Origin of the sequence: Rosettibacter primus (genome assembly GCF_036860675.1) — a bacterium.
Taxonomy (GTDB): Bacteria; Bacteroidota; Ignavibacteria; order Ignavibacteriales; family Melioribacteraceae; genus Rosettibacter; species Rosettibacter primus.
In genome coordinates, this window is record NZ_JAYKGK010000003.1 from 194379 (window position 1) to 220784 (window position 26406).

The window sequence follows — 26406 nt, forward strand, 5'->3', positions numbered from 1 at the left end:
ACTTATGTCAACAATTCACAAACTTATAATTGGAAATTGTATGGTTATGGAAGAGATACCTGATGGGACTGTTCATTTAATGGTTACATCACCGCCATATTTTAATGCCCCTTTTGATTATAAGGGTTTATTTAAAAATTATGATCAATATCTTGGAGTATTGCGACGGTTTGCAACGGAGACCTTTCGCGTTCTGCAAGAAGGCAGAATAGCAGTTTTAAATATTGATGACATGTTAATAAACGGCGAGAAATTTCCGATAGTTGCGGATGCAATAAAAATTTTTCAAGAAGCCGGTTTTAGATATAGAGATAGAATTATTTGGAAGAAACCAGACGGCTATTTAAGAATTAGTCGCAGAAGCGGTGTCATTCTTCAAAATCCTTATCCAATGTATTTTTACCCTGATAATCTTTTAGAAAGTATTATCATTTTTCAAAAAGGAAAATTTAATTATCGTTCTATCTCAAAAGAAGTTCGGGATGTTTCAAAAATTGATACAAAAGAATTTTCCAATAAAAAATGGTATATGACGCTTTGGGAAATGAATAATGTTTTACCCGGCTCTCCTTTGGAAAAGGATATTGCGGCTTTCCCTTATGAGTTGCCCTATCGTATTATCAAACTATTTTCTTATAAGGGGGAAACAGTATTAGATCCTTTTGTTGGTAGCGGAACAACTATGAAAGCTGCAAGAGATTTAGGGAGGAACAGCATCGGTATTGAAATTAAAAAATCGTTAGTCCCGATTATTAAAGAAAAACTGGGTTTCGCCGGAGAACAAAGCGATTTTCTTTCAGATAAAAATGATAAGTTAGAAATTATTTATAGAAAACCAGGTAAATATGGACCTATCAGCTAAAATAAAAGGTATAAAATATAAGCCACTTCTTTGTAGAGATTTAGAGGTTTTTGAATTTAGCGAATTGGAAAAAGCACTTGCTTCTTCTGCCTCTTTTATTTTACAAATCAATAAAGAAAATAAAGTTGCAATAAGTTGGTGGGTTTCAGCTAAACGCACTCGTTCTTATCCCTACGCAAGAGTTTATGATACTTTAGGGTTTTCTGGAAAAAAGATAACAATCATTCCGATTATGAAAGATGAGGGCAAAGAAGGAGATAGGGATTTTTTACAATGGGATACTGTTTCATTGATGAGTTTATTAGGAATTTATGTAATCATCGCTTATTATAACGAAGCAGAACCCAGCAAAAGATACAAAAACAAAATTACAAACCAACGTTTTGATGCTAACTATCTTAAAGAGCAGATTAAAAACATTCTTTCTTATCAATCAGATGCTTTACACTGGAATATTGCTCATATAGATAATGCAGGACAAATTGGGCAAAAAGCTTTAGAGGCGTATGATAAAATTTCAAAGAAATTAAAAGTGGAGATGCATTCACGACAAAGTGCAGAAAAAAGAATAAATGAACTATTGAGAGGCAAAGAAGAATTTATGAATCTCTCACGAGCTTTAGCAGAAAAAGCGCAAAGAAGAGAACGATTGACTGTTCAACCGAAAGAAAATCTCTCTGGAACAAAAGCTATTATTACAATACAGAATTATTTGGGTGGATTTTATTACTTTACTGCCGATGAGGTAGAAATTAGAGGAAATAACGTTTTCTTGATTGAAGGGAAACACAGCAAAACGAATTCCTTGCCGTCATTGGAAGACATAAAAGATGGCTTATTAAAAATGATTCTATTTACTAATCTTGAGGGTGTAAAAGCGGACGGAGAAAAGTATAAGTCAATAGCCGTGTTAAAGTTAACGGTCGAAAATCATTTTAATGAAAATCAACTTTCTTCTTCGCAAAAGGAAATTTTAAAACTTTTGCGAGTAGAAGCAAAGGTTAATAACTTTCAAATTATGCTATTATGAGCTACTATAACTATTTTTACAAATCAAACCCTAAGGTAAAGGTATTTATTAGTTTTGATTATGATCACGATGTGGATCTGAAAAACTTACTTGTTGGTCAAGCAAAAAATGAAGACAGCCCTTTTGAAATAATTGATATGTCAGTAAAAGAAGAACTTGTTGGTGATTGGAAAGAAAAGGTGCGACAGAGAATTAGAAAGGTAGATCAAGTTATTGTAATATGCGGAGAATATACAAATACCGCAAATGGTGTAGCTGCTGAAGTTAAAATTACGCAAGAGGAGGGTAAACCTTATTTCTTGCTGTGGGGTAGAAGTGATAAAACCTGTGTTAAACCAAGAACTGCGAAAGAGAGTGATAAAATTTATAAATGGACCTGGGATAATCTAAAGCGGCTATTAAATGGCGAAAGATAACTTATGACAGAAGAATTATTTTCGAAAAAGGAAGAAGATTATGGCACTAGTTATAAAGAGCATCTTTTCGAACAATATAAGCTTTATATAGAAAGCATAGAGAAAACAAGTGATAGAAGACAACAATCTAATAATTACTTCTTGGCAATAAATACAGCTTTGATTTCTCTTATTGGTTTATCATTCCAATTCAAAATTTTTGAAAATGCTATTTGGATAAAAACTTTACTTGCAATAGTGGGAATAATTATTTGTGTTGTTTTCTGGTTTCTCATTCGTGCTTATAAGCAGCTTAATACAGGCAAGTTTAAAGTTATTCATGAGATTGAAAGAGTTTTGCCTCTTGCATTATATAGGTATGAATGGGAAATTTTAGGCAGAGGAGAGGATAAATCAAAATATTATCCTTTTTCGCATATTGAACTTTTGATTCCCTGGATCTTTGGATTGATCTATGCCGCATTAGGGATTTATTTTATTATAATGATGTTGGTTTAATTAAATATTTTCATTGCCGATATTGATGGTAAAAATGTCCGTAAGGTAACAAATCTGCCTGGAGCAAATTGGGCCCCATTTTTTCATCCCAATGGTAAGAAAATTCTATTTTGTTCAAATCATCATTCTTTAAAAGAGGGAGGCAGACGCTTCGACATCTTCATGATTAATATCGATGGAACTGGATTAAAACAAATTACAAATTCAGGAAATTTTGATGCATTTCCGATGTTCTCTTATGACGGCAAAAAATTAGTTTTCTGTTCGAATCGGAATAAAGAAAGAAAATTTACAAGAGATACAAATGTATTTGTTGCGGATTGGATTGAATATCCGGAAGATGTTGATAAAGATTTCAAATCAATAAATTAATTGCAAAGAGTGAATGCTCTTATTCTAATTCTTTAAATAAAAAACCCCCGTCGATGCGGGGGTTCAAAGTTAATGATTTATTACTTAATTACTTTCACTTCAGAGGCTTGCAAACCTTTCTGACCTTTTGTAATTGTAAATTCAACTTTGTCGTTTTCGGATAATGACCTGTATCCATCTCCAATAATTGATTGGAAATGAACAAATACATCTTCTCCATTTGCTTGTTGAATAAATCCATAACCTTTTGAACTGTTAAACCATTTAACAGATCCTTGTCTTCGCTCTGCCATGACAGATGCTCCTTTTTAATTGATTTGTAAATTGACAGGGCTTTAAAAATTGTTGGAAGGTTTACTTCTACATCTACTTCTAAAACTGCTGCCTTTCTAAAACAAACATAGGCATAATTAATTTAATATCCTAAATTTTTTAAAAATAATTTTCAAACAGGAATTTATTACACGATATCAAATTCTTAGACATTAACAAAAAGAAATTTTATTTTTCATAGAAAATAATTCGGGAGATATTATGAAGAAAACAGTATTACTAATTTTCTTTTTTTCTATAATGATTTCTGCTCAAATAAAAATTCCATATGAAAGATATGTATTACCAAATGGCTTAAATGTAATATTGCATGAAGACCATACAACTCCAACAGTATCTGTGAACACATGGTATCATGTTGGTTCTGGTCATGAAAAACCCGGCAGAACTGGCTTTGCACATCTTTTTGAACACTTGATGTTTGAAGGTTCAAAGCATGTACCTGAAGGTGAATTCGACAGATTACTTGAAGCTGCAGGCGGAGAAAATAACGGCTCTACCACAGAAGACAGAACAAATTATTTTGAAGATGTTCCTTCAAATGCACTTGAACTTGCCTTATATCTTGATTCTGATAGAATGGGATTTTTGCTTGATGCAATGACGCCCGAAAAAGTAGATGGTCAGCGCGAGGTTGTTAAAAATGAAAGACGCCAGAGTTATGAAAATCGTCCATATGGATTAGCATGGGAAACAATTTACAAAAATTTATATCCTGCCGGTCATCCTTACAGCTGGCCTGTTATCGGTTCAATGGAAGACTTAAATTCTGCAACTTATGAAGATGTTGTTGAATTTTATAAAACTTATTATGTACCAAATAATGCTTCACTTGTTATTGCTGGTGATATTAATTTAGAAGAAACTATTAAACTTGTTGAAAAATGGTATGGAAATATTCCTGCTGGCAAACCTGTTCCTCCACAAAATACTGCTGCAGCAAATTTATATGAAGAAAAAATTGTTGTCTTAGAAGATAAAGTTCAACTGCCAAGAATTTATATAACATGGATAACTCCACCTAAATTTGCACCCGGCGATGCTGAAATGGATATTCTTGCAAACATTTTAAGTGGGGGTAAAAATTCAAGACTATATCAAAGATTAGTTTATGAATTACAAATTGCTCAGGATGTAAATGCTTTTCAAAACTCAAATAAACTATCTTCTCAATTTTTTATAATTGCTACAGCAAGAGCTGGACATAATTTAACAGAAATTAAAAATGTTATTCAGGAAGAGATTAACAAATTAAAAAAAGAACCTCCAAAAGAAAGAGAGCTTCAAAGAGCAGTAAATCAAATTGAAGCTTCTTTCCTCGATAACATTGAAAAAGTCGGAGGATTTAATGGCAAAGCAGATTTATTAAATTCATATTTCTATTATGCTAAAAATCCTGATTATGCAAATGAAGATTTAGCACGCTACAAAGCTATAAGTCCAGATGATATTCGCTCGGCTGTACAAACATATTTATTAGATAATGCGAGAGTAGTTCTTAGCATTGTTCCAAAAGGAAAAACTGATTTAGCTGTAAAACCAAATGCGGAGGAAAAATAAAATGAAATTTTTTAATAAACTTTTATTATTAATTTCTTTCATTCTCATCTCGTCTATAGTTAATTCACAAGAAGTTGACAGAACAAAACCACCAACATTACCTCCGCCAAAATCATTAAAACTTCCTCAGCTTGAAAGATTTGAACTTTCAAATGGCTTAAAAGTAATTTTAATGGAAAAACACAATGTTCCATTAATTCAACTAAATGTAATTATTAAAGCCGGAACAATTGACGACCCGCAGCAAAAAGATGGATTAGCTAATATCACATTAGATATGCTCGACGAAGGAAATGCAGGCAAAACTTCTCTTGAAATAGCAGATGCAATTGATTTTCTTGGAGCAAGAATCACTACAAGAGCCGGTCAGCATTTCTCTGGAATTTATCTTCATACACCGGTTTCAAAATTTGATGAGGCTCTCAAAATAATGGGAGACATAATTCTTAAACCGGATTTTCCGGAAAGCGAACTTAAGAGAAAGAAGAAAGAATATTTAACAACAATTTCTCAATGGCACGACCAGCCAACTGCAATTGCAAATATTGCATTCAACAAATTATTATTTGGGGATAATCATACATACGGAAAACCCTTAATTGGGAATGAAAATTCAATTAAAAATTTTTCAACAGATGATTTGAAAAAATTTTACTCAAAATATTTTAACGCCAATAATGCTTTTATAATTGCAGTTGGCGATATTAAAAAAGACGAGCTCAAAAATAAACTTGAAAAGATTTTTGGAAACTGGAAAAAAGGAGAAATTAAAGAAACAAAAATATCCGAACCCAAACAGGTTGAAAAAAGAATTGTCTATTTAATCGACAAACCTAATTCTGCACAATCTGTAATTTACATTGGAAGGGTTGGACCAAAAAGATTAACAGAGGATTATAACTCAATACTTGTTATGAACACAATTTTAGGAGGTTCTTTTACATCAAGGTTAAATAATAATTTGAGAGAAGAGCATGGTTACACTTATGGTGCTGGTTCAAGATTTATTTTTAGATCCGTGGCCGGAAGTTTTTTAGCTTATTCATCAGTTCAAACTGAAGTTACTGACAAAGCAATCACTGAATTTTTCAAAGAATTAAATGGAATAAGAAAACCAATTCCTGATGAGGAATTAAATAGAGCAAAAAATCTTGTCGCTTTAAGCTATCCACAAAATTTTCAATCCGTTGAAGAGATTGCATTACAAATTGAAGAACTAATTGAATATAATCTGCCAGAGAATTTCTTTAATGACTATGTAAAAAATATTTTAAATGTAAAAAGCGACGAAGTCAATACAGCAGCAATAAAATATATTGTGCCTGAAGAAATGATTGTTGTTGTTGTTGGCGATAAGTCTAAAATTGAAAATGGAATTAAAGAGCTTAATCTTGGTGAATTAAAAAATCTTAGTGTAGAAGATATTCTTGGAAGAGTGCCGGTTATTGAAGACTAACTTTTTCTTAAAGATAGGTGGTTGACTAAAAAGTAAGATTATTAAAAAAATGGAACACAGATGACACTGATTTTATAGGATTTTCACAGATTTAAAATTACTTTTTAGTTAGCCCCTATTTTTCTTTTTCAAGTGCTTCAAAATATTTTCTAATTAAATCTTCATAATCTTTTTTGTAGCCTTCATTCATTGCTTTTTGCAATTCATCACGAATTTTATTTTTTCTTTCTTCATTGGATAAAATTAAATCTGGCGGCGAACTTCTATTCACATTTTTACCTGTTGTTGATTTTCTTTCCTTTTCATAATCTCTTTCATTTATTGAACGCTGTGCATCGAGCAAACGAGATAGAATTCTTTCTTGCTGTTTAATTAGTTCATCATTTAATTTTTCTGTTTCTAAATTTGTAACCACTTCTCTCATTTCTTCGAGGATTTTTTGAAGATTCGCCGCAAGACTTTTAGACTTTCCTGATTCCTGTGCTTCTTTATTTAATTGTTCTAACGATTTTCTGACCATTTCCTGTTCAGCTGCAAGTCTCTGTAATTGCGCCATCATTTCCTGAGTTAATTTTCCTTGATTGAGCATTTGTGTTAATTGATTAATGTTCATCTGTTGTTGAGTAATTTGCTGTAATTGTTGAAACAGTGACATCATTCCGCCGCCTTGTCCTCCATTCATCATCTGTTCCATTCCGCCTTTTAATAAACTTGCTGCTTCATTCAAAAATTCCATTGCTCTGCTCTGATATTGTGAGGCAACTGCACCATTTCTATTTTGTAGTGCCCCAATTGATTTTTGCATTTCAGAATATGATTTGCCAAGTGCCTTTCCCATTTCAGGCGTTATTGCAAATGTTTTTTGAGAAAGTTCTGTCATCTTGTTGAGTATTTTATTCAAATTATTTTGAAGTTCATTCTGTCTTCTTGAATTTTTTGTAAATTCTGATGAATTATAATTTAGTTTCGAAGTTTCATTTCTCAAATTTTCTTGCATATCAGAAAGCGTTAACAAATCATCAAGTATCTTCATCATTTCATAATAAGTTTTTAATTGATTCATCTGCTGCATTGCAGATTGCAAATTCTTGAATTCATTTTTCATAATTGACATATTCGAAGAAAGCTGATTTTGATTTTCAATTGCTTTCAGCTTTTGCATTTTTTGCAATTCTTTCATTGCATCTTTAGATAATTCCTGATTATTCTGTTCATCAAATTTTTCCATTGCTTTCTGTAACTGGTCAAGTGGAATATCTTTAAGCTCCTCCATTTTTTCTTTTAATTTTTTCATTTCTTCTTCAAGATTATTCAATTTATCAGTTACATTTTCCTGTCGTTTTGATAATTCATCTCTTGTCATGTTATTCGACAAATTGCTTTGCTCTGTTTTGTTTTTCAGTTCTTCAATTTCCTTGGTTAATTCTTCTGTGCGTTTTACCAGTTCATCAATTTTTTGTTCAACTTGAATTCTTTTTAACAAGTTAATAGTTCTTTCAATGCTCTTTTTAAAATATTCTTCATTTGCTTTCAGTTCTTCAAAAGACATTTGAACATTATCTCTCATCATGCTTTGTAAAGTTTCCTGAAGTCTCTTAAATGCTTCTTTCATCTCTTCGCTTGTCATCTCATCGAGTATTTTTTGAAGTTCATTATACTTTTGTAATGTTTCTTCTGAAAGTAAATTGTTCTGTAAAAGATTATTCTGCATTTCAGAAAGTTTTTGAGAAATATCTTCCGCTTTCTGCATTAAGTTTTTAAGTTTTTCTGCTGCCTTTTCAATTCTTTCTTTTTCTTCCCATGTAATATCTTTTTTGTTCTGTTTTAAGTCACTAACAATTTTTTGCATTTCTTCTTTAAGTTGTTCAGCTTCTTTGAGTGTTTTGTTTAATTCGTCAACTGCATTTTGCTGTGAGCGTTCTGCTTCGGCAAATAATTCATCTATTGAAGGTATTTGAATTGTCAATACTTTTGTTCGCGCAGATTTCGGTCCGCTCACATTATCATTATCAAATATTTCCAGATAGTAAGAAACAACATCTCCTTCTGTTAACACAAGCGGAGATAAATTCCATGTATAATAAATTTCATCTTCCTTTTTGTCTTTGTTTATTGGAATTGCAATAGATGAATAATTTTCTTCTGGCTGCCTGTATTTTGAAAAAGATATTCGATAATTAAGATTCAATTTTGTAAGACCATAATCATCTTTAATTCTTGAAACGAGAGAAATTTTATCATTATTAATTTTGAGATTATCTTCTGGGGAAATCATTTCAATCGATGGTGGTTCATCATTAATTACTTTTATTGAATAAATAATGGGATTGTTATTCGAAATACCTTTTTCATCATAAATCATGATTTTGTATTGTGAATCTTTCCAAATATTGAATTCGAGAAATGCATTATTTTTACTTACTGACATCTGCTTTACAGTTGAATCATCAAACACAATTTCGGCTTTGGATAAATTTTGTGATGTATTAACCGCCAATTTAATTTTGCTTCCTTTCAATGCAGATATATTTCCATTATCTTTTTGAACAGCAGCAGGTATTTTTGAATAAGCAGGAGAGATTATGGTTAATTCCATGCCCTTAATTAACGGTCTATTGACTGCTACAATTCTGTATATATCGCTTTTTATTCCTTCTGAAAAAGCATAATATTCAAAAGAATTCTTTACTGATAAAATTTCATATTTGCTGCTACTTGCTGAATCTAAAAATAATTTCTTATTAACAAATTCAGTTTCATCTTCTGATTTCAATGCTAAATAGATTTCTTTAGGATGTTTACCAACAATTTTGATGTTTATTGTGAGACTTTCTCCTTTTGTAACTTCTTTGTTCTTCGGTGATATTTCAAAATAAAATTCTGGTGGTGAAGAAAAATTTTTATTATGATTTATTAAACGATAAGCAGCAGAATTAAACTGAGGAACAAAATAAGAAGAAAGCAATGTGATTAGAATTATTGCAAAGGCTACTCTAAGTAATTTTTTTGTAGATTTAAAATCAACTACAGAATTAAAATTGAGTTCTTTTGTTTTTCTATAGACATTTTCAAATGCTGCATCAATTAACTGTTGTGAGTAATTATTACTTTTTTCTTCTGTGAGTTGAATTGCATTTACAAGTTCATCTTTAATATTCTCAAAATAATTTCCAATTCTTCGTGCTATCTCAGAATAATTTATTTTCTTTATTAATATAAAATTTTTTATAAAAGAATTAATGAATATCAAAAAAGAAAACAGAACTGCTGCAATAAAAAAATAAAATAAAATTGTTCTAACTGACGAATTAAAATTACCGGCAGCTTCAATCACAACAATCAACAAAAAAAGAAAAGACAAAAAAGAAATTAGCAAAAGAGCAATATTTAATTCTTCTTTTCTCTTTTCGAGTATTAAAAAATTTTTCAGTCTTTGTTTTATTTCGTCTCTGCTCGATTTCATCTTAATTATTTTTTAATTCATTAATGCCCATACAACAATATTAGTTCCAAACTTTAATGCTTCTAATCGTTTTTCCTGCGGGTCTTTGTGAACTTCTGGGTCTGCCCATCCATCACTCGGATTACTTTCATAAGTATAGTATACACACAATCTTCCATTTACAAAGATTCCAAATCCTTGCGGAGGTTTATTATCATGTTCATGTATTTTAGGTGGACCATAACTAAAATCATAAACACAATGATAAATTCCGTGATTAAAGGGAAGTTCTACCAAATCTTTATCGGGAAAAACTTTTTTTATTTCTCTTCTAAATGCTTTATCCAGACCATAATCATCATCAACATAAAGAAAACCGCCATTTTCAAGATAAGTTCGAAGTTTCTTTGCTTCGGACTCTGAAAAAACAATATTACCATGACCTGTCATAAACAAAAATGGATAGGCAAAAATATTTCCACTTGTTAAGTCGACATATTCATAAACTGGATTTGTTTTAATATTTGTATTCTCAGCAATAAATTTCAAAAGATTTACTTCAGCTGATGGGTCGTTATACCAGTCACCACCGCCGTTATATTTTAATCTTGCTATCTTAAACCCAATTTGATTCTGTGCAGATATTGCATTTATAAAAATTAAAAGAATAATAACAAATCGTTTCATAATGACTTTTTATTTTCAAATGCTAAGATAAATATTTTGTTAACTTGAATCATAAGAATAATTTTTCACCTTTCTTAATTAGGAAGAAAATCAAATTGGCTTGGGATTAACTAAAAACAATTTCCCAATTAAATAACCTGTTCAAAACTGGCAACTTAGTTTAATCTGTAACCTTAGATTTTAACAGAGGTAAATTGTCATCATTATTTATACAATAACAATCTCCTGAGTTCGTAAAGCTCTTGGGAATTGGCTTTTCAATCCTTCACCGGATAAAACAGCTGTGCCAAGTATATGATTATTGTATTTCACAATTTTCTGTCCTTCATTCCCAAAATTTCTTTTAATAGTTCCGCCTTTCAAATACAATTCGAGTTCTTTCTTATCTTCAAGCTCAGCAACATTTTGATTAAAATAATTTCCAAGTATTTGAGCAGCGATTGTATGTATTTGGACAATTTTGTTTTTATCAATCGAGCCAAACTTTGAACCTATTCTATTAAACATTCCTGAATTAATTGAATCCCAATCTTCATTAACAAAATACAAATCCTTGCTTCTTACAATATATTTATAATTTTCAAAAATACTTTTTTCAATTCCATAGTAATCAGCAACTCTAAGTAAAAAATCTTTAACTTTTTTATTAGAAAAACTGCAGAGTTCTATTTTCTCTGTCGATAGTACTTTTTCAGAATTATCTTTTAGTTCATCCAACTTTTTCAATTTAGCAACAAAAAATCCCTCCGAATTAACTTCCCATGGAAGAATTCTTCTTGCTTTTGATAATGAATTGTCAAGTTCTTCATTTTCATACTTGGTAAATGCCGGCTGATTTTTTATAGATAAATTTATTTCTTCTAATTCTACAGGATACTTTTTTAATATTTTATTTAACACCAACTCATTTTCTTCAAGTGTTAGTGTACATGTTGAATATATTAGAGCACCTCCAGTTTTCAACATCTTAATTGCACTTAAAAGTAATTTGTATTGAACTTCTGCAATACTGCCAATTTTATTAATGTTCCACCAGTTGCTTACTTCTCCTCGTTTCTGAACAATTCCAAGTGCACTGCAAGGTGCATCAACAAGAATTTTATCAAAGTAATTTTCAAAATATTTACTTAATAGTTCTCCTTTTTTATTAAGAACCCCAGTATTGAGTATATTCATTTTATCCAGATTAAACATTAATACTTTTAACCTATCAAGTGAAATATCATTTGCAATTAATGTTCCTTTGTTGTTCATCAAATCTGATAACTGTGTTGTTTTGGAGCCGGGAGCTGCACACAAATCAAGCACCTTATCGTTTTCAGAAGGATTTAATACATTGGCTGGAATCATCGAAGAAAAGCTTTGAATGTAATAATGACCAAGTATGTAATAAATAGTCTTTCCTATTAAATCTTCCCCTTCGATTACCTGATATGAATTTTCAAGAGATTCTATTTTTTTTAATTCAATTCCATAATCTTTCAAATTTTTTATAAGTAAATCTGGATTCACTTTCCTTGAAAATCGTATGCAACTTTTATAATTACTGTCATAAAACTCTTTATACTTTTGAAAATATTCTTCGCCAAAATTTTTTTTAATATAATTAGAAATATTATCACTGAGTAAAATCATTTTTAAAGCCTTATCAGATTTAATGATTTGAATACGTGAGATGATACTTCAGGAAATTTTTCTTTACAATCTTTTTCGATGCTTCTTAAAATGTTATCAAGATAATCTTCATATGATTTAACAGCTGTTCTAATATCTTCTTCATTTTCTGGAATAAGAATCTTTGACGGCTTATTTCTATTTGCATAAATGATATATTTTGCTACATAATAACTTTTGAAGTGAAAAACGATATTCCCTTCATTATCTACAATTTCATAGCTGTCAAACAGTGGGGGAGCAAGAAACAAATTTTTGCCGGGAAGTTCTACAATTTTATTTTCTGTTGACAAATTAAAATCTTCCGGAAAACTTTTTAATTCTTTTCTAATCTTTTCAATCCAGTTTACTGCAATCTCTTTTTCGTTCATGTTTTAATTCCTGTTTACGATGCTTAAAAAATTTCTTAATCAAAATATAAGTAAGATTCTTTTATCGAATTGCATCTAAATATTTATAGCTTACTTGAAAATTTTCATAATCAGTTGAGCAAAATGAAACAAATTAATAATTACGAATACATCAAAATTATTTTTCTTTTTGTGATTTTTGATTGAAACAATTAAAGCTTTCCAATCTCGTTTATTACATTCAGAAAAGATTCGGGTAGAGGAGATTTTATTTTCATCTTTTTTTCATCTTCAATAAAAAATTCGATTTCTTCTGCATGAAGCATTAAGCGGGAGAAATTTTTTTGCAAAGATTTTTCACCATAATGTAAATCGCCAACTATAGGATGACCAATACTATAAAGATGAACTCGTAATTGATGACGTCTTCCTGTCTCGGGAGTTAATTTTAAAAGTGTAAATGAATTAAATCTTTCAAGAACATCATATTTGGTTCTGCTTTTTTTGCCTTTCACTTCATCTACTCCCATTCTCCCCGAACCAAACTGACGAATCTTTTTATTTATTAATCCAGTATTTTCACTTAAAATTCCATGAACAAGAGCAATATATTTTTTTTCTATCAGATGATTTTCAAACTGTTTATTCAAAAATTTATGCATCAATGAATTTTTTGCAAATAACATAACACCGCTCACATCTTTATCAAGCCGATGAACAATAAATAATTTTCCATTATATTCTTTTTGCAAAATTGAATGAACAGTTTCTGCTGATTTATCATTTTCTTTAATTGAAGAAATTCCTTCCGGCTTATCTACTGCAATAATTTTATCATCTTCATACAAAATTTTTAATCGCATATTTTATTTAACTTAATTCAAGTAAAAAAGCTTCTTGTGAATTAAAGACTGTTTTTACAAAACCCATTTTTTTTAAATATTTATTATGAGTGTTATTTCCCGGATAAGTAAAAATTTTTCTAATGTTATTTTCCTTAAAAAATTTCTGATAAACATATTTCCCTATTTTGAAATCGCGATAACCTGGTATAACATAATCAAGATTTACAAAAACCGAATTGATATCAATATTTTTTGCACAGACAAGTCCAGCAGGGACAGAATTTCTAAGCACAAAAATTACTCTGGTATTTTCATCTAAATCAAACAAAAAATTTGGGACAAATTTTTTTATTTCTTTTTGATGAAAAGAAAGAAAATATTTTAAATATTCGGAATTGGGTTCAACTTCAAGGGTATCAAAGTATACTTCGGCAGAAAAAATTTCAATAAGATAATAAATATTAACAATTACAATAAATCCATTGACAAGAGCAACTGGATAAGCTGAAATAATTATTCCATAAAATGTAAAAATTAATGAACCAATTAGATTAATTATCCTTAGCTTTACAATTGAGCTCATCATCAATGATATTGCAACAAGAACAGAAGCTAAATAACCAATTATTTCAACTAAGTTAATATTGTATTGCATATTTAAGTTCCTATGACTTTAGCAATAGTATTTTGATAATAGAAAAATTCTATAAAATATTTTTTACTAAATTCAATTTACAAAAATGATTAACGATTCCTGAATAAAATCTTATTTTAGTAATACAAAAAAATGAATTTTGCAGATGAACAATTATAACAACTATCCAGTAATCAGCCTGGATGATATTATAAGACCGACTCAATTAATAATTGATTTAAAAGTACTTAAAGAAAATTTCAACAAAATAAAACAACATGTAAAACCTGCACGGGTAATGCCAATCTTAAAAGCAAATGCATATGGACATGGGCTCGTGCGAATTGCGCAATTAATGCAGGAACTTAATGCTGATTATATTGGAGTTGCAGTTCTTGAAGAAGGAATTTTATTGAGAGAAACCGGGATTAAACTTCCTATACTTGTGCTTGGAGGAATATGGGGAAATCAAATTCCAATTTTCTTGAAACACAATTTGACAATGACTGCATCTTCAATTGAAAAATTAAATCAGATTGATGAGATTGCTGGCAAAATGAACATAAAAGCTAAAGTACATTTGAAAATTGATACAGGAATGGAAAGGATTGGCGTGCATTATTACAACGCAAAAAATTTTCTGAATGCTGCTGTTAAAACAAAAAATGTAATCATAGAAGGAATTTATTCTCACTTTGCAAATTCTGAAAAGGGGGATTTAAGCTATACCAAACTTCAACTTGAAAGATTTCAAGAAGTAATTTGGTACGCAGAAAAAATTTTTCAAGAAAAACTCATTTTTCACATTTCAAATTCTGGTGCAATTCTTCAGATGCCAGAGGCAAATCTTGATATGGTTCGTCCTGGAATTATGTTATATGGAGTTTATCCTTCGAATGAAGTAAAAAAAACAGTTGAAGTAAAATCAGCTTTAACATGGAAATCTATTGTAGTTTATTTCAAAGTTATAAAACCAAATCATCCCGTTGGTTATGGTTCAACATGGCAAACAGACCATAACATTCGTTCTGTAACAATTCCTGTTGGTTATGGTGATGGTTATATGAGAAGCATGAGCAATAAAGCAGAGGTAATAATTAGAGGAAAGAGATATCCTGTTATTGGTACAATCTCAATGGACCAGATTGTTGTTAACATTGAAAATGATACTGCATATAATGGTGACGAAGTAATTCTAATTGGTTCAGATGGAAACAGTAAAATCACCGTTGAAGAAATGGCAGACTGGGCTGGCACCATTCCTTACGAGATATTAACTAATATCAATACACGTGTTCCGAGAGTTTATATAGAATAATCAAAAAATTATGCAGCTAAATATCTCATCAATTTTCTTTTTGCAATTGGAAGAACAGTTTCATTAAAAGGAAAATCTATATCGGTCTCCAGATTATAAGTTGCTGGATTTGGCAGTTCGGGATATTTTTTAATCAAATTTAGCTTAATTGTTTCTGGAGGAATTACTGTTGTTTCTTCTTTAATAAATTCCAGCAAATGTGTTTTCAATGACTTAAAAGGAACACTTGATGTAACAATATTGGACAATAAAAATTTATAAATATAAGTTGCTCTTTCTGCATGCGAAGGCACAAAGAAATATCCCTCATCTTTATAAAGAGGTAAAATTCCAATTTCTTTTATATCCATGTTTGATTCAACAAAATCGTAGATTGCAGTTCCTTCTTCAATAACTTCTTTAATCTTGGGAAGAGCCCATTCAATAAAATCAAATATTTTTGAAAGCTTATCGTCGCTAATTTGTTCTGTATTGTATTCATAGATTAGAGATTGGCTTTCCAGATCTATTCCAACAATTTTTTTAGATAGCAAGCCTCTATAATTTTCTCTCTGATTTAAAAGATTATTAAGCTCATTGCTCAGTTCTATCAATTCACCGAATATTGGATACAATTTATTTTTATGCAATTGTTCTCTATAATTTTTCAATGCTGCAAGAACTTTGTATTCAGATAATTCAGCATCTTCAGCAGATGAAATAAAAACATCAATTGTTAAATTTTCCATATCACCTCCATAGAAGGATTTATCTGTTCTGATTAATAATCGATATATTAATAAAAAAGTTGATATACTAATTCAAGTGTAAAAATTTTTCTATTGGAACATGATTATTCAAATTATCATTTAAAGCAAAAATTTTCTCACTTAATATTTCATTGCATACATTGAATTGATAAAGGACTAATTAATAATTTGCTCGAGACTTCAGAAAATTTCAACATATCATTCCTGTATAAAAAGGAATCCATTAATTATTAAGTAGAATTCTGCTTTCTTCCATCAGAATGCTTATGGCAGCAAAAATAACAGTTGGTTCGAAATTTATTTTTTGAAGGTTCTCGTTCGGTAGTTTAGGATAAACCAACGGATATAAAATTTACTAATGCAGACTGGTTTATAATTTATTATATTTGTTGCAGTTGAAAAAATATGTATAATAAATGGAAGTAGAAGAACAGTTGATGAATCATGTTGGGCAGTTGCTCTCTGAAATTAAAAATTCAGGGGGAGGAAAGTCCGAACACCACAGAACAAGGTGCCGGGTAACGCCCGGGGGCTTGAAGACGAAAGTCTCAAGCTACGGAAAGTGCCACAGAAAAAATACCGCCCTGCTGCTGGCGGGGTAAGGGTGAAAAGGCGAGGTAAGAGCTCACCGCTCCGATAGTAATATCGGAGGTCTCGTGATGAACGAGATCCTGCAGAAATGCAGGACACGGCAAACCCCACCTGGTGCAAGGTCAAGCAGAAGGACTCCCGCTACGGCGGGAAAAGGTTGTTCGCCTTTCAGTTCCTTCGGGTAGACCGCTAGACCACGATAGTAATATCGTGGCTAGATAAATAACTGCCGCTCGCCTATGGCGAGTTACAGAATTCGGCTTATAGACATGGTTCATCACTGTTCTTCCATATCAAAATATGCAAAACAAAAAATGGAAATTAAAAAATTCTCCAGATGAAAAATTAATACTATCATTAGCCGACAGTCTAAATATTTCAAATTCACTAGCATTACTTCTTATTCAAAGAGGAATTACTTCTTTCCATGAAGCAAAATTATATTTCCGTCCATCTTTAGATTCTCTCTACGACCCATTTCTTATGGATGGAATGCAGGCAGCATCAAAAAGAGTTATTAAAGCTATTACTAACAACCAAAAAATCTGTGTTTATGGAGACTATGATGTCGATGGTACATGTTCAGCTTCTTTAATGTATCTTTTTCTTAAAGAACTTGGAGCAGATGTTCAAACTTATATACCAAACAGATTATCAGAGGGTTACGGAATTTCAATTCAAAGCATCGATTACTTAAATGAACAAGGAGTAAATCTTATAATTAGTGTCGATTGTGGAATTACTGCTGTTGAAGAAGTAGAATATGCAAAGTCATTAAACATTGATACAATTATATGCGACCATCATCAACCAAAAGATAAACTACCCGATGCTCTTGCAATCTTAGATCCATTAAAACCTGGGGACCAATATCCGTTCAAGCATCTGTCTGGTGCAGGGGTTGCATTTAAACTTGCTACAGCAATTGGTTATAAAATTGGGAAAAAAGATATGGCTTTAAAATATCTTGACCTTGTTGCACTGGCAGGAGCTGCAGATATAGTTCCACTTGTAGATGAAAATAGAATCCTTGTTAAAGAAGGTCTACAAATTATAAACAATAATCCTCGTCCTGGTATTGCTGCATTAATAAAATGCTCAAGAATTGAACCTGGTAATTTAACTGCTGGTCAAATAGTATTTACAATTGCACCGCGTATTAATGCTGTTGGAAGATTAGGAGATGCCAATAGAGCAGTAGAATTATTTACAACTGACGACCCTGTTAAAGCTATGGAACTTGCACAAATTCTTGAAGATGAAAATCAAAAACGCCGCTCAATTGATGAGGCAACATTTTCTCATGCCGTTAATCTTGTTGAATCTTCCATTGACCTGAACAATGAATATGGAATTGTGCTTCACGATAATGACTGGCATCCCGGTGTAATTGGAATTGTTGCATCACGTCTTGTGGAAAAATTTCATAGACCAACAATAATGCTTACAACTATAGATGGAATTGCTAAAGGTTCGGCAAGAAGCATTCCCGGCTTCAATATTTATGAAGCACTTCAAAGTTGTGAAGATTTATTACTTCAATTTGGAGGACACGAAGCTGCAGCCGGTCTTGCAGTTGAATTAGACAAAATCGAAATGTTCAGAAAAAGATTTAATGAAATATTAAGACAATGCATTAACGAAGAAGATATTTCTCCTGAAATTCTTATTGATGCAAAAATTTCTTTTTCTGAAATTTCACCTAAGTTTATTCGAATACTTGACCAATTTGCACCATTTGGACCAGGGAACATGAGACCAATTTTCTTGAGCGAAAAAGTCTCTTTAACCAATCCTCCAAGAATTGTTGGTAATAATCATCTTGTTACAACTTTCAAACAAAATGGGAACGACAAAGTTTTTGATGCAATTGGTTTTAATCTTGGTTATTACGCCGACCATATTGATAAAGATAAAGATTTAGTAGATATTGTATACACAATTGAAACAGTTAATAAAGAAGGAAAAATTTTTCCACAATTAAGAATCAAAGATATTCGTGTAAATAATCATTATTAATAAAAAGAAAATGTAAAAGATATAAAGGAGATATTTTATGTCGGGACATTCAAAATGGGCAACAATTAAAAGAAAAAAAGCAGCACTTGATGCAAAAAAAGGGAAAATATTTACAAAGTTAATTAAAGAAATTACTATCGCTGCTCGTCACGGAGGTGGTGACCCAGAAGGCAACCCAAGACTTCGACTTGCAATTGACAATGCCAAAGCTGCTAACATGCCTGCTGAAAATATCGAAAGAGCAATTAAAAAAGCTACAGGTGAACTTGAAGGTGCTACATATTATGAAGTTATCTACGAAGGTTATGGTCCAGGTGGTGTTGCTTTAATGGTCGAAGCTGCAACTGACAATAAAAACAGAACTGTAGCAGAAATTCGACATATTTTCTCGCGCAATGGCGGTAGCCTTGGCGAATCAAATTCTGTTGCATGGATGTTTGAACGTAAAGGCATAATTACTGTAAAACGCGAAGGAAAATCAGAAGATGAAATGCTTGAAATTATTCTTGAAGCCGGGGCAGATGATTTACAAACAGAAGAAGAATTCTTTGAAGTAACAACTTCACTTGAATCATTTGATAAAGTTCGAAAAGCACTTGCAGAAAAAAATTTGAATATCGAAAATGCTTCGTTACAGTGGGTGGCTAAAAATCACATTTCGGTAAAAGGTGAAGATGCTGAAAAATTAATGAAGCTGATTGACTCCCTCGAAGACTGTGATGATGTACAAAATGTTTATTCAAATGCAGATTTTATTGATATGTAAAATTTCTATTTCAAAAATCATTTGACTAAAATTTATTATCAATTAATAACTCTTTATAATGAGAATATTAGGTGTAGATCCCGGAACAATAACAACAGGTTATGGAATAATCGATTTCGACAAAAACGAAATTGTTTATATTGCTTCCGGGACTATCCAAATTCCCATAACTAAAGATTTTGGCCCACGTCTTGAAAAAATTTATGACGAACTTTATAAAATTATTAAAAAGTATAAACCAACAGAATTTGCTCTTGAAACAGCGTTTTACGGCAAAAATGTTCAATCTGCATTAAAGATTGGTTATGCCCGCGGTGTATCACTTCTTGCTGCGGTTCATAATAAACTTCATATTAATGAATATTCTCCAAGAGAAATAAAAAAGTCAATAGTCGGAAAAGGTTCTTCTTCAAAAGAGCAGGTTCAATATATGATTAAAAAAATTTGCTCGATAAAAAAATCAAAAATGAAGTTCGATGAAAGTGATGCTATAGCAGTTGCTGTATGTCATGCTTTTAAAATAAAATCAAACTACAATCATAAAAGAAGTAAGAATTGGAAAGAATTTATTGAATCAAATCCCGAAAGAATTATTCATTATTAATTATCATGATTGGATACATTAAAGGAAAAATCATATCGAAAAAGCCCACTAAAATTATAATTGATGTTAATGGAGTGGGTTATTTAATTAATATTTCAGTAAACACTTTTGAAAAAATTGCTGACAAAGAAGAAGCTTCACTTTATACATATTTGAGCGTTAAAGAAGATTCTCTTGATTTATTTGGGTTTTATTCTTTAGCAGAAAAAGAAATGTTCGAATTATTAATAAGTGTAAGTGGAATTGGCCCAAAAACTGCACAAAGTATTTTGTCAGGAATTCAAATTGAAGATTTGAAAAATGCAATTAAATCGGGAAATATCCATCGTTTAACTTCTGCTCCAGGAATCGGCAGAAAAACTGCTGAAAGAATGATTGTAGAACTAAAAGATAAAATTGAGGTCGTTTCAGAAATCAGCAGTGAGATTTCGAAGAGTATCTCTTCAATTAAAAATGATGCTATTGCAGCACTAATAAATCTTGGCTATAACCAAAAAACTGCAGAACGAGCTGTTCGAACTGTAACAGATAAATATCCAGATATTTCTATAGAAGATTTAATTCGAGAATCTCTTTCAGTATTAAATAACTAAAAAATTCTCGTCATTAACATAAAATCAACTTTTAAATTTATTGTTCCTTATTTTTTGGACAACCCCATTAAATTTTTTTATACATGAATATTTTTGTAATTCGTGTCTGTATTACTTAATTCTTCCTGTCATTCTGAGGAATCCCACCGAAAGGTGGATGACGAAGAATCTAATCCCATTTTTTGTTTTTATGAGATTCTTCATTCCACTTCGTTCCATTCAGAATGACCGTATTACTCCCTCTTGTCATTCTGAGGATACAGCTAAATGCGGTCGACGAAGAATCTAAAAACAAATTTACATTTCGAAATTTTTTCTTTCATGACTATGCCTTAATTTGTTTACTGTAGAAAACTCGCCCTAATTCCCTCTCTTAAAAAGAGAGGGACTTTTAGTCTACCACAATCTTTTCGTTATGAATATTTTCTGTAATTTTCTTTCAGCATTTAGAATGACTCTATAATTAATATACTTCCCTGTCATTCTGAGTCCGCCATTTTTGGCGGACGAAGAATCTAAAAATCAATTTTACATTTTTTAGAGATTCTTCATTCCACTTCGTTCCATTCAGAATGACCGTATTACTCCCTCTTGTCATTCTGAGGAGTCCACCGTTAGGTGGACGACGAAGAATCTTAAAACCAATCCTTACTCAAATCTTCCCAATTAGGATTTACTTTTTCTATTAAATCTATTTTCTTTTTTCTTAACCATCCTTTTATTTGTTTTTCTCTTGCTATCGCTATTTTTATATCCTTAAACTCTTCGTAGTAAACTAACTTTGTAATGTTATACTTATTTGTAAATCCAGGTATTAATTTATTTTTATGCTCATAAATTCTTCTTCGCAAATTATTAGTCACTCCTGTATAAAGTGTTCTACTATTATTCGTCATTATATAGACATAATATTGTTCCATGACAAAACAAAATTAATTCTTATGCTTATTTATACTTTCAAAATTATTTTTAACATTCTCAAAACATTTTTGCAAGATTCTTCCTCGCCTTCGGCGAGTCAGAATGACAATACCACTTTCCCTGTTATTCTGAGGAATCCGCCGTTATTCTCTTCCTGTCATTCTGAGGAATCCCACCGAAAGGTGGATGACGAAGAATCTAATCCCATTTTTTGTTTTTATGAGATTCTTCATTCCGCTTCACTCCATTCAGAATGACTGTATTATTCTTTTTTGTTAAGATACTTCGTCTGCCTGCAGCGGACTCAGTATGACTGATATTATGTTATTTCCTTATCAAAATTTTTTTGTTTTAATTTTTGTCTTGTCCTCACGAAGCTATGTTTCGTTTTACAATTCTAAATAATCTTGGCAATAATATCATTTAATTCAAATCTACTTTATGACGAGTTTGACCATTACCAATCACAATAAATTTTTTTGTTGTCAATGCTTCAAGTCCCATTGGACCATAAGCATGAAGTTTCGAAGTTGAAATTCCTATTTCCGCTCCCAATCCCATTTCACCACCATCGGCAAACCGCGACGATGCATTTACCATTACAGATGACGAATCAACATCTCTCAAAAATCTTTGTGCAGTTTGCAAATTGTTAGTAACAATCACCTCAGTATGATTTGAACCATACTTTTCAATGTGTTCAACAGCTTCTTCATAACTTTCGACTACTTTAACTGAAATAATTAATGCAAGGTATTCAGTATAAAAATCTTCTTCTGTTGCCTGCTTAGAATCAGGAAGAATTTTACAGGTCAATGGACAGCCGCGTATTTCTACTTTCTTTTTCTTAAGAGCTTCTTCAGCTAATGGCAGAAACTTTTCTGCAATATCTTTATGAATTAACATTGTCTCCAGTGCATTGCACACTGCTGGTCTGGAAGTTTTTCCATCTATTAATAATTTAATTGCCATATCAAAATCAGCATCTTTATCAACATAAAGATGACAAACACCTTTGTAATGCTTGATAACAGGAATACGACTGTTTTCAGCAACAAATCTAATCAAACCTTCGCCACCACGAGGAATAATCAAATCAATATATTCATCCAGCTTTAATAACTCTAAAATTGCTTCTCTATCGGTTGTAGGTACAAATGTTATAATTGAAGAATCGACACCGCATTTTTCAATACCTTTATGAAGAGCATTAACAATTGCAAAATTAGAATTAAATGCTTCTGAACCACCTCTTAGAATTACAGCATTTCCGCTTTTAATGCACAAAGCAGCTGCATCCGAAGTTACATTTGGTCTTGCTTCATAAATAATTCCTATTACTCCAAGTGGAATTCTCATCATTCCTACCTGAATTCCATTCGGACGAATTCTAATATTTGATATTTCTCCTACTGGGTCGGGTAATTGTATAATCTCCCGAATTGCATTAGCCATCGAAGTTAATCTTTCCGATGTTAAAAGAAGTCGGTCTAACATTGCATCAGATAAACCTTTTTCTTTTCCTGCTTGAATATCCTTGCTGTTTGCTTCAAGAATAAAATTTTGATTTGCTAATAATTCATCAGCCATTGACTGAAGAATTTGATTTTTTTGATTTGTACTTAAAAGTGAAAGTTTATATGCAGCTGCTTTACTTCTTTTTGCTAATTCAATTAATTTGTTTTCCATTTTTCTCCTTAAAATTATTGTTCCACTTCAATTAGAACTAATTCATCTCTATGAACAATTTCTTCGGTAGTTAAATATCCAAGTATATTTCTTATTTGATTGCTCTTTTTGCCTTGAATTTTTTTCAAATCACTTGAATTATATTGACTTATACCTTTTGCAATTAATTTCAAATTGCTTTCATCTCTAACATAAATTTCCACAGCATCCCCCTGATTAAAATCACCCTCAATACCAATAATTCCAGAAGGAAGCAATGAAGCACCCTTTTTCTGAATTGCTTTTGCTGCTCCTGAGTCAATAAAAATTTTTCCGCTTGCTGGAAGTGCATATAGCATCCACAATTTTTTTGCAGCTATTGGATTTGGGTTCTTCTTAAAAATTGTGCCTATAAGTTTCCCATTCAGTAAATAATCAAACACTTCACTTTTAGTTGCATTAATTATTATAGTATCTATTCCAAGAATAGTAGCTTTTTGTGCTGCTTCAATTTTTGTTTTCATTCCACCAGTTGAAATATTACTTTTAGAACCGCCTGCTAATTCAAAAATAGAAGAATCAATTTTTTCAACTACTCGAATCAATTTAGCATTTTTATTTTTCTTTGGGTCAGTATCATATAAACCATCAATATCTGTACAGATAATTAGCAAATCTGCTTCAGCTAACATTGCTACATAAGCTGCGAGATTATCATTATCTCCAACTTTTAATTCTTCAGTAGCGACCGTATCATTTTCATTAACAATTGGGAGTGTTCCAAGTTCGAGCAATTTTTTCAAAGTATTTTTTGCATTAACAAATCTCTTTCTGTTGTGAATATCGTCGTATGTCAATAAAATTTGAGAGCATGGAAAATCAAAGAATCGGCTCCAGCTTTGCATAAGAAGAGTTTGACCAATTGCTGCGAGTGCCTGTTTTTCCGGTATAGAACGATGATTCTTTTTTAGTAATTGTGGTTGAGTTGACAAACCAGCTGCAACAGCACCTGAAGAAACAAGAATTATTTCTTTTCCACGATTGATGCATTCCGTGATAAATCCTGCTATAGGCAGAGTGTATTTTGTACTGCATTTTAATCCGCCAGGTGCTATCAATCCGCTGCCAACCTTAATAACTGCTCGTTTCCACGAACCTATTGTTATGAATTCCATTTGTTCTTATTCTACATTAAATTATTTTATAAAAATAACCAATTTGAAATTTTAGCTCAAAGAATTAAAATTCATTCTTCATCAGTTTCAGATTTTTAATGAATTCGATTTGAATGATTTTATATGAAAAAATAAACAAGCTTCATCAAAACAGAACAACTTATTGCGAGAGAAAATGATAATGAAAAAATTAGAGTAATTCAGAAATTTCTATAACTGAGCCACCACTCATCACGATATACTGGCTTTCGGCTTTTCTTCTTAAAGATATGGACAACAATTGCACCAAAAACAAATCCACCAATATGAGCCCACCATGCAACCCCGCCTGTTGCACTACTTTCAATTGATAGTGCCAGTGTCCCTTGAAACAACTGCATTACAAACCAGAAACCAAGTACAAATAACGCCGGCAATTGAATTATATCAAAGAAAATAAAAATTGGAAGTAATACAACAACTTTTGCATAGGGATATAAAAACAAATATGCCCCAAGAATACCGGCTATTGCACCACTGGCTCCAATTGCTGGAACAGTAGAATCAGGATTCATCATAATATGAGAAAAACTTGCTGAAAGTCCACAAAGCAAATAAAAAATCAAATATCTAAGGTGACCCATTCTATCTTCAACATTATCACCAAAAATCCATAAATAAAGCATATTGCCAATAAGATGAAGCCAGCCACCATGTAAAAACATTGATGTAAACAAAGGTAATACTCGATTATAATCAGAAAAATAAATTACCTCGCCTGTATACAGTTGCATGCCCTGATAAAAATATTTCGCGGGAATTACACCAAATTGCTCAATAAAACTCTGTAAATCTGAACCCAACATGAGTTCAAAAATGAATGCAATGATGTTTATAATTATCAGTGTAATATTAACTATTGGAAAACTTTTTGATGGAATATCATCTTTTAAGGGAATCAAATTATAATCCCAAATTAATGATAAAATTATTTTGCTACTTATTCTAAAATACTAAAGAATTATATAAATGTCTTTCTTTTCCTGAAGACAACATTTTAATTAATGAGATAATATTTTTTCTGAGAGTGTTTTCGTTAATATTAATCAGTTCATTTTAACAACATTCTAATTGAACTATTTTCTTTAAATATTAGTTAAGCTTGAGAAACCCGAGGAGGGAGAGCAATGAAAATAATTTCTACATTCATTATTATAACTATATTTTTTGCATCAGCAGTTTTGATATCCCGAAGTTTTCGCGTAGATAAAATTCCAAATGGGAACAAATTTATGTGTGGTAATTGCCATACAAATCCCGATGGCGGTGGTGCTCGAAATAGTTTTGGCAAAGCAGTAGAAGCAAGAGTTACACCAAATGGATTTCAAGATTTTTGGGATTCACAATTAGCATCTTTAGATTCAGACGGCGATGGCTTTTCAAACGGAGTTGAACTTCAAGACCCAAATGGAACGTGGAGACCCGGTCAACCTAATCCTGGCAATTCTAATTTGGTTTCAAATCCAGGCGACCCAAACAGCAAACCTAATATAAATTCAGTTGAACTTTCTGAGAACATTTTCACATATAAACTGCTTAACAATTATCCAAATCCTTTTAATCCATCTACTAACATTATTTTTGAAATACCTCAAACAGAATTTGTTACATTGAAAATTTTCGATATCAATGGTGAGCTAATTAAAACTTTAGTCAGTCAAAATTTATCTGCTGGCAGATATGAAAAAGTTTGGAACGGAAAAAATGAAAAGGGGGAAGATGTTTCGACAGGAATTTATCTCTATCAGCTTAATGCAGGACATTTTAGCAAAGCAAATAGAATGATTCTTTTAAGATAACCTTG

25 protein-coding genes and 1 other RNA gene are annotated in these 26406 nt (G+C 31.4%); 14 read left to right on the forward strand and 12 right to left on the reverse strand.

Features of this window, described 5'->3' with window-relative positions:
- Positions 1-4 precede the first annotated feature (4 nt).
- The 5 genes from VJY32_RS05630 to VJY32_RS05650 all read left to right on the forward strand — a co-directional run bounded on the left by VJY32_RS05630 (position 5) and on the right by VJY32_RS05650 (position 3178).
- A complete protein-coding gene (locus tag VJY32_RS05630; RefSeq protein WP_353676920.1) occupies positions 5-862 on the forward strand; it encodes a DNA-methyltransferase in 858 nt (285 codons plus the stop codon).
- Positions 846-1892 carry a hypothetical protein gene (locus tag VJY32_RS05635; RefSeq protein WP_353676921.1) on the forward strand — a complete coding sequence of 349 codons (1047 nt, stop codon included), beginning with the start codon at positions 846-848 and terminating at the stop codon, positions 1890-1892. Before VJY32_RS05630 ends, VJY32_RS05635 begins: the two co-directional genes overlap by 17 nt.
- Positions 1889-2308, forward strand: coding sequence for a TIR domain-containing protein (locus VJY32_RS05640; RefSeq protein ID WP_353676922.1), 420 nt, complete (start codon positions 1889-1891; stop codon positions 2306-2308). Before VJY32_RS05635 ends, VJY32_RS05640 begins: the two co-directional genes overlap by 4 nt.
- 3 nt (positions 2309-2311) lie before the next feature.
- Positions 2312-2806 (forward strand): RipA family octameric membrane protein, encoded by a 495-nt coding sequence (locus tag VJY32_RS05645; RefSeq protein WP_353676923.1) that lies wholly within the window; start codon positions 2312-2314, stop codon positions 2804-2806.
- Between the two features lie 162 nt (positions 2807-2968).
- Positions 2969-3178 carry a TolB family protein gene (locus VJY32_RS05650; protein ID WP_353676924.1) on the forward strand — a complete coding sequence of 70 codons (210 nt, stop codon included), beginning with the start codon at positions 2969-2971 and terminating at the stop codon, positions 3176-3178.
- A gap of 80 nt (positions 3179-3258) precedes the next feature.
- On the opposite strand, the gene VJY32_RS05655 is transcribed toward VJY32_RS05650, so the two are convergent.
- Positions 3259-3471 carry a cold-shock protein gene (locus VJY32_RS05655; protein WP_353676925.1) on the reverse strand — a complete coding sequence of 71 codons (213 nt, stop codon included), beginning with the start codon at positions 3469-3471 and terminating at the stop codon, positions 3259-3261.
- 241 nt (positions 3472-3712) lie between these two features.
- Here VJY32_RS05655 and VJY32_RS05660 point away from each other — a divergent pair, with 241 nt between their 5' ends.
- Together VJY32_RS05660 and VJY32_RS05665 are read left to right on the forward strand one after the other, a co-directional pair.
- Positions 3713-5071 (forward strand): M16 family metallopeptidase, encoded by a 1359-nt coding sequence (locus tag VJY32_RS05660; protein ID WP_353676926.1) that lies wholly within the window; start codon positions 3713-3715, stop codon positions 5069-5071.
- Between the two features lies 1 nt (position 5072).
- Entirely contained in the window at positions 5073-6527 is a 1455-nt protein-coding gene (locus VJY32_RS05665; protein ID WP_353676927.1) for a M16 family metallopeptidase, read from the forward strand.
- A 115-nt stretch (positions 6528-6642) separates the two neighbouring features.
- Here the strand turns inward: VJY32_RS05665 and VJY32_RS05670 are convergent, their stop codons facing one another.
- From VJY32_RS05670 to VJY32_RS05695, 6 genes are all read right to left on the reverse strand, one after another.
- Positions 6643-9990, reverse strand: a complete 3348-nt coding sequence (locus tag VJY32_RS05670) for a DUF4175 family protein (protein ID WP_353676928.1) — start codon at positions 9988-9990, stop codon at positions 6643-6645.
- 12 nt (positions 9991-10002) lie between these two features.
- Positions 10003-10656, reverse strand: a complete 654-nt coding sequence (locus VJY32_RS05675) for a DUF4159 domain-containing protein (RefSeq protein ID WP_353676929.1) — start codon at positions 10654-10656, stop codon at positions 10003-10005.
- A gap of 207 nt (positions 10657-10863) precedes the next feature.
- Positions 10864-12291 (reverse strand): NOL1/NOP2/sun family putative RNA methylase, encoded by a 1428-nt coding sequence (locus tag VJY32_RS05680; RefSeq protein ID WP_353676930.1) that lies wholly within the window; start codon positions 12289-12291, stop codon positions 10864-10866.
- A gap of 2 nt (positions 12292-12293) precedes the next feature.
- The gene (locus VJY32_RS05685; RefSeq protein ID WP_353676931.1) at positions 12294-12701 is read right to left on the reverse strand and encodes a hypothetical protein; all 408 of its coding nucleotides are present in this window, start codon (positions 12699-12701) and stop codon (positions 12294-12296) included.
- 191 nt (positions 12702-12892) lie between these two features.
- Positions 12893-13543 carry an RluA family pseudouridine synthase gene (locus VJY32_RS05690; RefSeq protein WP_353676932.1) on the reverse strand — a complete coding sequence of 217 codons (651 nt, stop codon included), beginning with the start codon at positions 13541-13543 and terminating at the stop codon, positions 12893-12895.
- A 7-nt stretch (positions 13544-13550) separates the two neighbouring features.
- Positions 13551-14180: a hypothetical protein gene (locus VJY32_RS05695; RefSeq protein ID WP_353676933.1), complete on the reverse strand. Its 630-nt coding sequence runs from the start codon at positions 14178-14180 to the stop codon at positions 13551-13553.
- Between the two features lie 145 nt (positions 14181-14325).
- On the opposite strand from VJY32_RS05695, the gene alr reads away from it, so the two are divergent.
- Positions 14326-15477 carry an alanine racemase gene (gene alr / locus VJY32_RS05700; RefSeq protein ID WP_353676934.1) on the forward strand — a complete coding sequence of 384 codons (1152 nt, stop codon included), beginning with the start codon at positions 14326-14328 and terminating at the stop codon, positions 15475-15477.
- Positions 15478-15485: 8 nt separating this feature from the next.
- Here the strand turns inward: alr and VJY32_RS05705 are convergent, their stop codons facing one another.
- On the reverse strand, positions 15486-16205 hold the full coding sequence (locus tag VJY32_RS05705) for a hypothetical protein (RefSeq protein WP_353676935.1): 720 nt from the start codon (positions 16203-16205) through the stop codon (positions 15486-15488).
- A 460-nt stretch (positions 16206-16665) separates the two neighbouring features.
- On the opposite strand from VJY32_RS05705, the gene rnpB reads away from it, so the two are divergent.
- The 5 genes from rnpB (at position 16666) to ruvA (ending at position 20799) form a co-directional block, all read left to right on the forward strand.
- Positions 16666-17097: RNase P RNA component class A (gene rnpB, locus VJY32_RS05710), an RNA gene on the forward strand.
- A 20-nt stretch (positions 17098-17117) separates the two neighbouring features.
- Positions 17118-18836: a single-stranded-DNA-specific exonuclease RecJ gene (gene recJ / locus VJY32_RS05715; RefSeq protein WP_353676936.1), complete on the forward strand. Its 1719-nt coding sequence runs from the start codon at positions 17118-17120 to the stop codon at positions 18834-18836.
- A gap of 37 nt (positions 18837-18873) precedes the next feature.
- Positions 18874-19602 carry a YebC/PmpR family DNA-binding transcriptional regulator gene (locus VJY32_RS05720; RefSeq protein ID WP_353676937.1) on the forward strand — a complete coding sequence of 243 codons (729 nt, stop codon included), beginning with the start codon at positions 18874-18876 and terminating at the stop codon, positions 19600-19602.
- A gap of 58 nt (positions 19603-19660) precedes the next feature.
- Positions 19661-20206, forward strand: a complete 546-nt coding sequence (gene ruvC, locus VJY32_RS05725; protein ID WP_353676938.1) for a crossover junction endodeoxyribonuclease RuvC — start codon at positions 19661-19663, stop codon at positions 20204-20206.
- Between the two features lie 5 nt (positions 20207-20211).
- Complete coding sequence (gene ruvA / locus VJY32_RS05730; RefSeq protein ID WP_353676939.1) at positions 20212-20799, forward strand: Holliday junction branch migration protein RuvA; 588 nt, start codon at positions 20212-20214, stop codon at positions 20797-20799.
- Between the two features lie 635 nt (positions 20800-21434).
- Here ruvA and VJY32_RS05735 read toward each other — a convergent pair.
- The 4 genes from VJY32_RS05735 to VJY32_RS05750 all read right to left on the reverse strand — a co-directional run bounded on the left by VJY32_RS05735 (position 21435) and on the right by VJY32_RS05750 (position 25504).
- Positions 21435-21719 carry a GIY-YIG nuclease family protein gene (locus VJY32_RS05735; protein ID WP_353676940.1) on the reverse strand — a complete coding sequence of 95 codons (285 nt, stop codon included), beginning with the start codon at positions 21717-21719 and terminating at the stop codon, positions 21435-21437.
- A 424-nt stretch (positions 21720-22143) separates the two neighbouring features.
- Positions 22144-23409 carry a glutamate-5-semialdehyde dehydrogenase gene (locus VJY32_RS05740; protein WP_353676941.1) on the reverse strand — a complete coding sequence of 422 codons (1266 nt, stop codon included), beginning with the start codon at positions 23407-23409 and terminating at the stop codon, positions 22144-22146.
- 14 nt (positions 23410-23423) lie between these two features.
- On the reverse strand, positions 23424-24563 hold the full coding sequence (proB, locus tag VJY32_RS05745; protein WP_434968528.1) for a glutamate 5-kinase: 1140 nt from the start codon (positions 24561-24563) through the stop codon (positions 23424-23426).
- A 200-nt stretch (positions 24564-24763) separates the two neighbouring features.
- A complete protein-coding gene (locus VJY32_RS05750; RefSeq protein ID WP_353676942.1) occupies positions 24764-25504 on the reverse strand; it encodes a rhomboid family intramembrane serine protease in 741 nt (246 codons plus the stop codon).
- Positions 25505-25729: 225 nt separating this feature from the next.
- Here VJY32_RS05750 and VJY32_RS05755 point away from each other — a divergent pair, with 225 nt between their 5' ends.
- Positions 25730-26401, forward strand: a complete 672-nt coding sequence (locus tag VJY32_RS05755) for a thrombospondin type 3 repeat-containing protein (RefSeq protein WP_353676943.1) — start codon at positions 25730-25732, stop codon at positions 26399-26401.
- Positions 26402-26406: the final 5 nt, after the last annotated feature.